Here is a 12,271-nt window from a genome sequence, read left to right as displayed (position 1 = left end):
CGAACTCGGCATGGCTGCTCCGCCACACTGGGTAAGGGGTGACTTGCGATGACAGACAAAAAAAGAATTTTGCTGGATGTAGACACTGGGGTTGATGATGCCATCGCGATCTTATACGCGCTGCTTTCGCCTGAAATCAAGGTGGAGGGCATAACGACAGGGTATGGCAATACGACGGTTGAACAAGCTACAGACAATACGCTAAGAGTGGTGCAGCTAGCCAATTGCGGCTACGAGGTTCCCGTTGCCGCCGGGGCGGTAGCGCCAACGGTAAGGCCTTCGCGTGGAACGGATGCCCATATTCATGGGCATAATGGCATTGGAGATGCGGTGCTGCCGCCTTCCTCCCAGCAGCCGCTGAAGGAAAATGCGGTAGATTTCATAATTCGCAAAGCTGCGGAAAATCCAGGAGAGCTCACACTCGTTACGACGGGCAGAATGACGAATTTGGCGCTTGCGCTGAAAAAAGCTCCTGAGCTGGCAAGGCAGCTAAAGCAGGTCGTAACGATGGGGGGAACGCTGTTTGCGCCCGGCAATGTGACGCCGGTTGCAGAAGCTAACATCTATGCCGACCCGGAAGCGGCGGCGGCGGTTTTTGCCTCCGATGTGCCGCTCACGATTGTCGGGCTTGATGTGACTGTGCCTACAAGGCTTACGGGAGCTGATCTGGACAAGCTTGCCCGCTACGCGCCGGAACATAAGCAAGCGATCATTCGCTTTTTGAATGAATCGCTGGGCGTTTATTTTGAGTTTTACCGCAAGGTAAACTATTTCATTGAGGAATGTCCGATGCATGATGCGCTTGCCGTTCTAGTAGCGCTTAATCCGTCGCTCGTTACGACACAAAAATTTAATGCCGTCGTTGATTGCAGCAGCGGGCTGACAGCGGGTATGATTGTAACAGACAGAAGACCACGTCCATCTGTGGGCAGAAGTGTGGAATTTTGCGTTGAGGTGGATTCCGCCAGAGCGATTCGCCAAATGATGTCGGTATTTTGGAGCGAATAAGGCTAGGGAACAAAAGAACAGTCAAGTGTACGTAATTAAGGGAGGATTTTGGCAGATGGAGCAGCGTTTTTCGCGGGAATCAAAATGTTACAAAACAGCAAGGGTGTTTCCAACAGATGTGAATAATCATAATACGCTGTTTGGCGGAAAACTGATGGCTTATATCGATGATATTGCGTCCATTGCGGCGACAAAGCATTGCCGTCGTTCCGTTGTTACCGCTTCGACGGATTCGGTCGATTTTCTATATCCCATCCGCCCGACGGATTCCGTATGTCTTGAAGCGTTCGTTACTTGGACAGGCCGTTCCTCCATTGAAGTGTTCGTCAAAGTGGTGAAAGAGGATTTGCTCCGCGGTGAGCGGGAAGTGGCGGCGACGTCCTTTCTGACATTCGTTGCGCTTGATTCGGACAGGCGTCCGGTAGCTGTGCCAGCGGTCGTTCCGGAAACGGAGGAGGAGCTTAAGCTGTTTGAGACAGCAGAGCAGCGGGCGGAAATGCGCCGTACCCGCCGCGAGCAGAGTAAACGCTTTGCTGAATTTTTGACGGTTAAGCATCCTTGGGACTGAGTGTAAATGAGGCCTGCCAATAGGTTATAAATTTTGCTGGCGGTTCGTATCGCATACGCGATTACGGCCGCAAGTACAGCACGTATTGAATGCAAGAGTATACAAACAAGGATAGGCCTGTACATATGCCTAATACGATAAAAACTGTTTTTTTGCCGCTCAAATGGACACCAACTTTCATCAAATCTTTCTTTATTATAAAGCAGATGAGAACGAAAGTCATGGCGACGCAATAACAGCCCATTTTTATAGAATCAAAAGAGCAGCAGCGCCCCTTCCAGCCGATAAGGCAGAAGGGGCGCTGCTGCTCTTTTGTTATAAGGTAGTAATGACGCGATCTACGATGCCGTATGCTACAGCCTCCTCTGCGGAGAGGAAATAATCGCGGTCCATGTCCAGCTGAATTTTCTCCAGCGGCTGGCCGGTTCGCGCGGCAGCAATCTGGTTGAGATGCTCCCGAATGCGAACAATCCGATTGGCAGAAATCGCAATATCGCTCGCTTGGCCCTGGACGCCGCCATGCGGCTGGTGAATCATTACCTCGCTGTTGGGCAGTGCAAAGCGCTTGCCTTCGGCACCCGCAAGCAGTAAAATAGCGGCGAAGGATGCTGCAAGCCCTACACATATCGTACTGACATCCGGCTTAATATATTGGATGGTGTCATAGATGGCAAAGCCGGCAGAAGTAGAGCCGCCCGGACTGTTAATATAAATACTGATGTCTTTCGTCGGGTCTTCCTCTGCGAGAAACAGCAGCTGGGCAACGATGCTGTTCGCCAGTTGGTCGTCGATGGCTGAGCCGAGAAAGATAATGCGATCCTTCAGCAGCCGTGAATAAATATCATAGGATCTTTCGCCGCGTGCGCTTTGCTCCACTACGTAAGGAACATAATTGGTCATAGGTATACCTCCATTTAATCAATAGGATGTTTGCTAACACTTAGTAAACGATTATCCAGGTTCAAAAGGATATGCAGCGCTGAAATCTTTTTTTTGCCCATCAGCGTATCTTATTGCGAGCTTCATTCGTTTACAAGGTGAAACGGCCGAAAGCCGTCCTTTGGCGGCGCGGCGCGTTTCAGTCCGAGAAATATAGAGGTAGGATGAGAAAATCATATCCTTTCCTATATTTAAAAATAAACGGTTCTGCCGCGTCTTCGCCCGGAATCTGGTTAAGAGGAGCGTTGTCCCATGCGTGTGAAAAATAAAGCCGCTTTACCGAACAAATACGCGGGCCAGCAGCTGGCATCGCTGCGCAACTACAGCATCTCGCTGACAGGCTCGAGCTGGGACGCCGATGATTTGGTGCAGGAATCGTGGCTGAAAGCGAGCCTCTCGGCGGATGCGGCCAGCCATCAAAATCCCGAAGCGCTGCTGAGGCGCATTGCCAAAAATAGCTGGATCGATCAAAGCCGCAGAAAAGCGGTCTGGAAAAAAATAAGCGGAGAAATGCTGCATTTGCATCAGCAGGGAACCGCAGTTAATAATCAAGAAGCCAGCGAGCTTGAAATTGTTTTTCATGTGCTGGTGAAGCATATGACAGCTGCGCAAAGGGCTGTTTTTATGCTGCGGGATGTTTACGGCTGCTCAAGCCTTGAAGCTGCGGAGCTATTGGGCATGACAGATGGGGCAGTAAAAGCGGCGCTTCACCGTGCCAGACAAGCGCTTAGAGCTGTGCGCCAGCAGCTGCTTCAAGACGGGCTGCCCCAGCCGCAGGAGGAACATATGAAAACCTATGTAAGGTCGCTGGCCGCCACTTATTTGTCCGGCGACATGAAAGCAGTTGCGGCGTTAATGCAGCTTAGCGAAAATGATCCAGAGCTGGCCGTCCATATGGCGCAGCATGAGCTGGGCCGCCTTCCATCACGGCGTGAGACGATTCCGGCGGAAGCGCGGAACAGGGCGCTGGAGCATGCTTTTATCCAAAACGCAGCCTAACCTTTTACTTGGATAGCTAAGGGGGATATTCATAAATGCACATCCGTCCATATGACCATCAGGATGTGGAAGCGGTAGTCGAGCTTATGGCCGATCTTGGTTACCCAACCCATAAAGAAGCGTTAAGCGCCCGTATGGAAAAAATAGCTTCCATTCCATCCTATTATACGTTTGTTGCGGTGCAAGACGGGCAAGCCGTCTGAATGTAGCCAGTGTGTAACACAAGCCGTTTTAAGTGGACAGTCGTGCGACCGGCAGATAACTGCGGAAATCACACTTCTGTCCATTTTTTTGTGCCAAAGTTCATGTATGATAAGATTTAGCGTTCAAATTGAGAACGGTTATCACAATTTTGGGAGGGTCATTATGTTTTATTTTAAGAATGCAGCAGGTGCGGGGGCGCTCATTGTTATGCTGACAGCCTCCGTTATCGGATGCAGCGGGGCAAATAACAGCAAGGTGGAGCAAATGGAGAGTCCATCTCGGCAGCAAATGGAAGCATCGCCAGCGGTGACTACAGCCGCCAAAACGTTTACCGATGCGATGGGGAAGGAAGCCGTCCTGCCGGAAAACCTTGACCATGTGGCTGCTATAGCCTTTGTTGGGGATTTGCTGGCGCTGGGCGTCAAGCCGGCTTATACGACAGAATATAATCTGAATACCTTCGGCGAGCTGCTGAGCGGAACGGAGAGCATCGGCGACCGTCCGGTTAACTTGGAGAAATTGACGGCATTAGCGCCCGAATTGATTGTTACCGATGATACTGACGACAAGAAGGAAGTGGAGCAGCTGTCTAAAATCGCGCCTGCGATTTCGTATGCTTTTTGGACGCCAGATCCGTTTGAGCATATGAACAAGCTGGCGGAGCTGCTTGGCAAGGAAGCGGAAGCGCAGGCGTGGAAGGAACGATACGACGCCAAGGTGCAGGACGCCAAGTCGAAGCTTGGAGCAGCTGTGAAGGAAGGCGATACAGCGCTGCTGCTTATCGTTTCGGGCAAAGATATGGGGGTGTCAGGCATTCGCAACGGCGGATATACACTTTACAAGCAGCTTGGCTTGGCATGGCCGGAAAACATGCAGCCGCTTATGGACGAAAATGAAAATTTCGGCTATGAATCGCTGACGCTGGAGGCGCTGCCGTCGTTTGCCGCCGATTATATTTTTATTGAGATGGATGATACTTCGGAAGCGACTAAGGAGATGTACAACGACGTAGTTAACAGTGAAATTTGGCAATCGTTTGATGCGGCGAAAGAAGGACATGTTTATACGGTCAGCAATAAGTGGGGCCTTGGCGATGCGACTTCCCTTGAAGCCCAACTGGATGAAATAGCAGCCCAGCTTGTGAAATAACATCAGGATGCAAAGATAGCGTTTTAGAAACGTTATCGTATAAACTTTATAGAGAGCTTGTCAACGCTACCGTTGGCGGGCTTTTTTTGTTGCCTCCAGAAGACGAGCTTTTGCCACTGAATGACAGCGACAGAAGCCCGGCTTTCATATAAAATGAATAGAAAATCATTGATAATCATTTTCACATTTTATAAAGGCAGGTTTGTTTATGTCGAGAACAGATATTTTCCCTGTGACGAAGCATTCACTTCGAGCAGTACAGGAGACCATTGCATATCTAGAGCGCGCTTATTCGCAAAATATAACGATTGAGCAGCTTGCAAAGCAGGCGAATATTGGGAGCTGGCAGTACAGGCAGCTGTTTAGGCGCATAACCGGCTTTAATCCGAATGAATTTGTAACGGAGCTTCGAATGAAGCGGGCTAAAGAACTGCTGATTGTATCGCAGCAGCGCTTAAGCGAAATTGCCCGCACAGTAGGCTATGAGGATGAGTATTATTTTAACCGCCGTTTCAAAAAAAGCACCGGCATGTCGCCTAGGCAATATATGCGCAGCAAAAAGTCGAATTTGCGCATCATTGCACTCTCGAACTTTGGCGATATGATGGCGCTCGGCTCCCAGCCGCTTGCTGTCGATCATCATCTGATCAACTGGCTGGATCAGGAGCAGATAAGCGGAATGGCGAGCATAGATGGCAGTCTTTCAGGAGTGGAGAGGGCGGCTGTGCTAAAGCCGGATCTTATCGTTGTGAATGCCTACACACCGCAAGAACTGCTTGCAGAGCTGTCGCATATTGCTCCGGCTGTTCATCTGGAGTCCAAAGGCAGCATGTTCCAGCACCTGAATGAGGTTGCGGTTTTGCTTGGCAAGCGGCAGGAGGAGAAGCTCTGGCTCGATCGCTACGCAGCGAAGGCGAGACAAATAAGGGAGCAATGGCTGCCGACCATTGGACGTGAGGAGACCGCTATTTTTTTTCATGTCGTTGGTGAACAGCTTTATTTGTATCGGCCGCAGGAGATGCCTGTCATTTACGAGGTGCTCGGTTTTAAAACGCCGCTGAAGCTGAAGCAGCTAATGGCAGAGTGCGAAGCGCGGCTATTTGTGCCGCTGGAGTCGTTTCTGGAATACGATGCTGACCGTATTTTTATCGTATGTGGACAAATGCAAGGCGCGCGGGAGACGTTCGAAAAGCTTTTGGCGCATCCAGAGTGGAGACAATTAACGGCTGTTCAAAGCGGCAGGGTGTATATCTTCAAGGAAAGCTGGACACTGGACGGCATAATAGCTCTGGAGTGGCAGCTGGACGGAATTAGCGAGCTGCTGGCAGGCGGACAACGTTAGAAGTAGACGGGCGAACCAAGCAAACTAAGAAAACTAAGGCCATCCTATGCCATGTTTCTTCCATTGACAGTAATAGTTGTCTGAAATATAATTGCTTAAGTCAACTATATTGCTTTTGCATCAATGAGGGGGAACGGCATGCTGTCTCAGGAACAACGCCCGCGCTTATGGACTACTGCATTTATTACGCTTACCGTTTGCTCTTTTTTAGTTTTCTTTAATTTGCAGCTTCTGCTATCTCCGCTTACGGCTTATACGAAAAGCACCTTTATGGCAAGCGATGTATCGGTTAGCCTCGTGACGAGCGTGTTTGCTGTTTCTGCGATTTTGACGCGCTTTATGACGGCATTTGTGATGAAAAGAATGCCGCGATCGGCCATTTTGTACACAGGCATTGTGCTTGCGGCCCTATTTACCGCCCTATATATCGCGGCCGATTCTGTAGGCTCCTTGCTCATCATGCGTGTCTTCTATGGCATTGGCTTTGGCATAGCGAGTACAATTATACCTACGCTCGTATCGCAAATTATTCCCGCTGGGCGAATTGGCGAAGGAATTGGCTATTTTGGCTTATCCACGAGCATTGCGATGTCCATTGGTCCAATGATAGGACTTAATATTTTGAAGCAATTCGGATTCGAGGCGTTAAGCATAACGGGTACGGCAGCTATATTGCTCATTATCCCGATTCTTTTAGTGTTTCGTCCGCTTCCGCCAGAGCCTCCGCGCCTTAACCAGGAAGAGCGGAAACTGGCTTCCGCGAGCAAGCCGCCTTTTAATTTCCAGCTTGTATTTCCAGCGCTATTAAATATACTGCTGTCGATTACATACAGCGGAATATTAAGCTTTATCGCCTTGTACGGGGAGAAGCTGGCGATCAATCAAATCGGTTTGTTTTTCTTGTTTAATGCGGTGACGATTATTATTGTTCGTCCGATTTCCGGAAAATTGTTTGATAGCAAAGGGCATGCCGCGGTGCTGATTCCTGGAGCGTTATGTGTCATTGCAAGCTTGACGGTGCTGTCGTTTACAACTTCCATTTCGCTGCTGATCGTATCGGCCCTGCTGTATGGTCTTGGATTCGGCGCTGTCCAGCCCACAATCCAAGCTTGGATGCTGCGCAGCTCCAGCCCGGAGCAGCATGGTGCCGTGAACAGCATGTTCTACAACGCAACCGATCTTGGCGTAGCCACAGGTGCAATTTTGTTAGGCGCTATTGCCTCAGCAACGAGTTATGAAACGATGTATCGCTGCGCTGCTGGCGTCATGATTATTTTTTTGCTCGTATATTTGATCATTAGCCTGACGGCGGCTGCAAAAAATAAAAAGCGGGGCTGGAGCAAGCCGGAAGCGGTCTCCCAAAATATTTCAATGAAAAACAATTGACACGACCTTACTTGTCATGTAACATGTTAAATGAATTACGATCTAACATCAGATGACAGCAGGGCATTAAACCATATATTTTTTCGTATAACCTCGTAAGCCGTATCCAGCTGCAGCTGGATATAAGAACAGGTCGGGGGTATCTACAGGAAGCCTTTACTTCCTAACTACGATAACAAGGATCAAGCTGTATTGGTCGTTGCTATGTGGTTAGGATTTTTTGTGTTGTCTGGGCACGTTTAGAGAGACAATCAAGGAGGTTTAAAGGCACAAATGAAGTATTTATTATCGGTTTTATTCGGTGCGATTAGTTATGGTGTGTTATCGACAATCGTAGTCCTGGCATATGGTCAAGGCTACCAATTAGGAGAAGTAGTTGGAACGCAGCTGCTGACGGGATTTATTTTGGCCTGGATGCTGGCTTTTTATACAAAATGGCGGGAGCAGCGCAAAGCCCGTACAGCCCCAAACACAGGTTCTTCAATTACTCGAGCGGCAGAGGCTGCCAAAACGCTTGCCTCTAAGCTAACGTGGAAAAGCAGAGTGCTGCTGATGCTTTCAGGCATGCCCACAGCGATAACGGGCTTGTTGTATTATCATTCGCTTCGCTATATTCCAGCCTCGCTGGCAATCATATTATTATTTCAATTCACATGGATCAGCGTATTGATTCAAGCTTTCAGCAAGCGCCAACGTCCTAAAGGCATTATGATGCTGGCATTGATTGTATTATTCGGAGGCACGCTGCTCGCTGCCGGCATTATGGAGGATGGCGCAGCCCAGTTCAACTGGATCGGCATTATTTTCGGCTTATTGTCCGCCGTGAGCTATTCCTTGTTTATTTTGTTCAGCGGCAAAGCGGTGCCAGCCGTGCACCCGGCTTATCGCAGTGCGTGGATGATTACTGGCGGATTGCTGCTCGTGTTTATTTTATTCCCGCCAATGTTTCTGTTTAATGGTTTGATATGGGGACAACTGCTCGTATTCGGTTTCCTGTTAGGGCTGTTCGGTGCGTTTATCCCGCCTGTCCTGTTCGCAATCGGAGTGCCGCATATTGGTGAAGGCATGGCTGGCGTATTAGGCGCAGCCGAGCTACCTGTAGCTGTCACGATGTCGGCAATTATATTGAATGAGCATGTGAGCATGCTGCAATGGCTGGGCGTCGCCGTCGTCCTGGCGGGCATTTTGCTGCCGGAGCTGAAACGCTTCAAAGGGCGTTCACAGCGCACAATGGCCACCTAACGTTTTTTTAACCAAGCATTGAAACCTTTGGTCGATTTTTCAGTCTGTAGCATAATACGCCAAGCGGAACAAGCAAGTATACACAAAGCGATAGCGCCATAACGAGGAGGGAGCCTGAGTAATCAGGCTTTTTCTGTTTTTTTGAATGCTTTTAACGGATAAGGGCAGGGTGTGCGTAAAAGTTGTCAAAGCAACTACAGTTGCTTTATCATAAATAGGACATCAATAACAGACATACAACCTGCCAAGGACATAAGAAAGGAGCCGAATAATGGCTGTTCAAATCGGACTTACAGGCTGGGGAGACCATGATTCGCTTTATATTCCCGGTTCAAAGGCGAAGGACAGGCTGGGCCAATATGCCAAATATTTTCCCGTCGTCGAAGTAGACAGCTCCTTCTATGCGATTCAATCTCGGGAACGGTTCGCTAAATGGGTAGCGGAAACGCCGGACTCGCTCCATTTTATGATAAAAGCGTATCAGGGCATGACAGGGCATCAGCGCGGTGAAGCAGCTGCGGCGGCGGCTTTAAAAGACACGGGCCAGATGTTCGCCGCTTTTCGCGAATCCATTGAGCCGGTTATGGAGGCTGGGCGGTTGACTGCTGTGCTTTTTCAATATCCGCCGTGGTTTGATTGCACGCAGGACAATGTCCGGCTGCTACGCGAGACGAAGCTCAGAATGGGCAGCATTCGCTGTGCTTTGGAGTTCCGCCATCAGAGCTGGTTTATGCCTGAGTTTCGGGCGAAGACGCTGGCGTTCATGGAGCGCGAGGGCTGGATCCACAGCGTGTGCGATGAGCCGCAGGCGGGTGTTGGCTCGGTGCCGACCGTGCTGCAAGCGACCGATCAGGAGCTGACGCTGGTTAGGCTGCATGGCCGAAATGTAGCTGGCTGGAATCAGAGCGGAGCGCCCAATTGGCGAGAGGTTCGTTATTTGTATCGCTATAACAGCGCAGAGCTGCGAGAATGGGCAGACAACATCAAGGAGCTGCAGCAGCAGAGCAAGCATATTTGCATTATTTTTAACAATAACTCCGGCGGGGACGCGGCTGATAATGCCAAAGAACTGATGGACCTGCTTGGACTGAACTGCCCCGATGGGGAAGGGCCTTATTTTGTTCGAAATGAGCCAGAGCCGCCAGCGGTTGAGCAGCTGGAGTTATTTTAGAGTGGGAGGACAGGATTATGCCCTATCAGGGACTTGAGCAATCGATAGGCTTTACAATGGGAATGACCTATCGCAAGCTGACTAATTTATTTCAGCAACGGTTGAGAGAGTATGCGATTACGCCAGAGCAGTGGTCGGTGCTTATTCAAATCAGCAAGTCGGATGGCTTGATTCAGAAGGAAATTGCTTTGCGGACAAGCAAGGAAAATCCAACCGTTACCCGGATCATCGACCATCTGGAGAAGGAGCAGCTGATTCATAAGCGGCCTGGCGTTCAGGATCGCCGCAGCTTTGTTGTTTATATTACGGACAGGGGACGGCAGCTTATTAATGAAACAACTGCTATTAATGAATCGGTAAACGACGAAGTGAAGAAGGTTATTTCCTCAGAGGAGTACGAGCTGATGATTTCGCTGCTGCTGCGGATTAATCATCATTTGCAAGCTTCAATCGAGAAAAATTAACCGTTTTGGCAGCTGCTATATTTTTGCGCCACACAAGGTTTCTTGGCATCTGTTGAAATATCCTCTTAACAATCCAACATTTCCCACCGATATAATTAAAAGATCAATACGATGTCATTTAAGACGGGCTGCGCCGTGTACATATATAAAAGCGATATACATGCGCACATGGGATAAAGTTTGGAGGAGGGAATGCTTTGAGCGGTACAGGCCACAGCAGCAAAGATGCCGAGGGGGCAGCTTTCCAGTGGATCAGGCTAACAGGGTTTGGACGAGAAGAGTCGTGCAGGCGGCGAGAGCGGAAGGATACCCGGAAAGCGCTGATGCTCCGTCATTTTTATAAAAACTGTTTTATACCTGCTCTTGAGCAAACGGTGTTTCAGGAAAATCGTTATTACCACATTCATCAAGAACAGCTGATTGAGCTTTTTTTGTCTTCTTTTCGCCAGTTATGCCATCGGCTTTATGCCAGGCAGCAGGAGCGGCTGATTGGAGCCATTAGCATCATAGAATATAGCTTGCAGGCATCTTCCAACGCGGATGAATTATTTGCCTATCGGGTAGAGGCCTATGGCGAGCAAGGATACGACGATTCGGAGCCTTATTTCGAGAACTATAATACCGCCTGGCTGTATCAGTTCGTTCCGGAGCTGATGACGAATTTGAACGAGCAGCGCAAAGCTTATGGGGGAAAAATATTGGGCGGCGATATTGAGGATATGATGCGGGGAGAGCTGGTTTTATTTCATCAGTTTGCGGTCGGGCTTATCCGCAGCGCCATTCCAAGGGCCATTAGCGAGCCGCAATATGCGGCGCTTGCCAAAACAGATTCATTCAACATTCGGCTGGGCCAAGAAGGAAAACAACGTAAAACAATATACATAAAGCATGAAGTCATTGATTTTGAACAATGATGGCTTGAAGACAAGGCAAGAAGAAGGAGCGGACCATGAACCAAGAACAGCTGACAGCTTTATTCACGAAGGAGCAGCGAATCGATATTACGTTTCCGGGCTATCGTCGCGAGCAGGAAGGCCGAGTCATTCGGCAAATCGCGCTCGAAAATGAGAGCGAGGGCGGCTTCGTCCTGTATACGGATTTGAACGAAAATAACGTGGATGAAGCCATTGCAGAGCAATTGGCGTATTTCCGCGAGCTGGGGCAATCGTTTGAGTGGAAGGTGTATAGCGATGACAAGCCTCGCAATCTCAAAGAACGGTTGCTGGCGCACGGCTTCGACATCGGCGAAGAAGAAGCCATGATGGTCATTCAGCTTGCCGATGGACATGAACTGCTTCAGTATGAAATTCCGCCTTCGATTCGCCCTGTCACGGATGCGGCGGGCATTGAAGCATTGGTCGCGCTGGAAGAAGCGGTGTGGGGCGTACCGCATGCCGAGCATGGCGAGCGATTGAAGCAGGATTTGCAGGATAAGCAAATCGGACTGCACATCTACGCAGCTTATGATGGAGACCAAATGGTCAGCGCCGCCTGGATGTATTTGCACGAGGGAACGTCCTTCGCAAGCATTTGGGGCGGATCTACGCTTGCGGAATACCGCGGCAAAGGGCATTATTCAGCGCTGTTGGCTGTTCGGGCACAGGCTGCCTGGCAGGCGGGCTTTCGTTTGATGACGGTGGATGCAAGTCCAATGAGCCGTCCGATTTTGGCGAAGCGAGGCTTTGAGCTGCTCGCTTATACGTGGCCATGCCAGTCGCCTGCGCATAATATTTAATCTAGGTTGTGACTAGTAATAATGATACAATGGTCAAAGCTATAGCGAATAATAGGAAGATGCG

13 protein-coding genes and 1 riboswitch are annotated in these 12,271 nt (G+C 49.5%); of the genes, 12 read left to right on the top strand and 1 reads right to left on the bottom strand.

Annotated elements, in window-relative coordinates:
- Positions 1–48: 48 nt before the first annotated feature.
- Complete coding sequence (locus tag BBD42_RS26135) at positions 49–1,008, top strand: nucleoside hydrolase (RefSeq protein WP_099520558.1); 960 nt, start codon at positions 49–51, stop codon at positions 1,006–1,008.
- Between the two features lie 55 nt (positions 1,009–1,063).
- On the top strand, positions 1,064–1,576 hold the full coding sequence (locus BBD42_RS26130) for an acyl-CoA thioesterase (protein ID WP_099520557.1): 513 nt from the start codon (positions 1,064–1,066) through the stop codon (positions 1,574–1,576).
- 315 nt (positions 1,577–1,891) lie between these two features.
- Here BBD42_RS26130 and clpP read toward each other — a convergent pair whose 3' ends face one another.
- On the bottom strand, positions 1,892–2,476 hold the full coding sequence (gene clpP, locus BBD42_RS26125; protein WP_099520556.1) for an ATP-dependent Clp endopeptidase proteolytic subunit ClpP: 585 nt from the start codon (positions 2,474–2,476) through the stop codon (positions 1,892–1,894).
- A gap of 291 nt (positions 2,477–2,767) precedes the next feature.
- Between clpP and BBD42_RS26120 the strand changes: the two genes are divergently transcribed.
- The 10 genes from BBD42_RS26120 to BBD42_RS26080 all read left to right on the top strand — a co-directional run bounded on the left by BBD42_RS26120 (position 2,768) and on the right by BBD42_RS26080 (position 12,207).
- Positions 2,768–3,514, top strand: coding sequence for an RNA polymerase sigma factor (locus BBD42_RS26120; protein WP_099520555.1), 747 nt, complete (start codon positions 2,768–2,770; stop codon positions 3,512–3,514).
- A gap of 35 nt (positions 3,515–3,549) precedes the next feature.
- A complete protein-coding gene (locus tag BBD42_RS31625) occupies positions 3,550–3,717 on the top strand; it encodes a GNAT family N-acetyltransferase (protein WP_150131609.1) in 168 nt (55 codons plus the stop codon).
- Between the two features lie 163 nt (positions 3,718–3,880).
- The gene (locus BBD42_RS26115; RefSeq protein WP_172455639.1) at positions 3,881–4,867 is read left to right on the top strand and encodes an ABC transporter substrate-binding protein; all 987 of its coding nucleotides are present in this window, start codon (positions 3,881–3,883) and stop codon (positions 4,865–4,867) included.
- 208 nt (positions 4,868–5,075) lie between these two features.
- Complete coding sequence (locus BBD42_RS26110; RefSeq protein WP_099520553.1) at positions 5,076–6,209, top strand: helix-turn-helix domain-containing protein; 1,134 nt, start codon at positions 5,076–5,078, stop codon at positions 6,207–6,209.
- 138 nt (positions 6,210–6,347) lie between these two features.
- The gene (locus BBD42_RS26105; protein ID WP_099520552.1) at positions 6,348–7,595 is read left to right on the top strand and encodes an MFS transporter; all 1,248 of its coding nucleotides are present in this window, start codon (positions 6,348–6,350) and stop codon (positions 7,593–7,595) included.
- 63 nt (positions 7,596–7,658) lie between these two features.
- A riboswitch (purine riboswitch) is annotated at positions 7,659–7,785 on the top strand.
- Between the two features lie 83 nt (positions 7,786–7,868).
- Positions 7,869–8,837, top strand: a complete 969-nt coding sequence (locus BBD42_RS26100; protein WP_099520551.1) for an EamA family transporter — start codon at positions 7,869–7,871, stop codon at positions 8,835–8,837.
- 271 nt (positions 8,838–9,108) lie between these two features.
- Complete coding sequence (locus tag BBD42_RS26095; protein ID WP_099520550.1) at positions 9,109–10,008, top strand: DUF72 domain-containing protein; 900 nt, start codon at positions 9,109–9,111, stop codon at positions 10,006–10,008.
- A 17-nt stretch (positions 10,009–10,025) separates the two neighbouring features.
- On the top strand, positions 10,026–10,472 hold the full coding sequence (locus BBD42_RS26090) for a MarR family winged helix-turn-helix transcriptional regulator (RefSeq protein ID WP_099520549.1): 447 nt from the start codon (positions 10,026–10,028) through the stop codon (positions 10,470–10,472).
- 197 nt (positions 10,473–10,669) lie between these two features.
- Positions 10,670–11,386, top strand: coding sequence for a hypothetical protein (locus BBD42_RS26085; protein ID WP_099520548.1), 717 nt, complete (start codon positions 10,670–10,672; stop codon positions 11,384–11,386).
- Between the two features lie 35 nt (positions 11,387–11,421).
- A complete protein-coding gene (locus tag BBD42_RS26080; protein WP_099520547.1) occupies positions 11,422–12,207 on the top strand; it encodes a GNAT family N-acetyltransferase in 786 nt (261 codons plus the stop codon).
- Positions 12,208–12,271 lie beyond the last annotated feature (64 nt).

It is taken from the genome of Paenibacillus sp. BIHB 4019 (genome assembly GCF_002741035.1).
GTDB lineage: Bacteria > Bacillota > Bacilli > Paenibacillales > Paenibacillaceae > Pristimantibacillus.
Note: the sequence above shows the minus strand (reverse complement) of the source record. Positions and strands in the feature narration are given on the sequence as shown.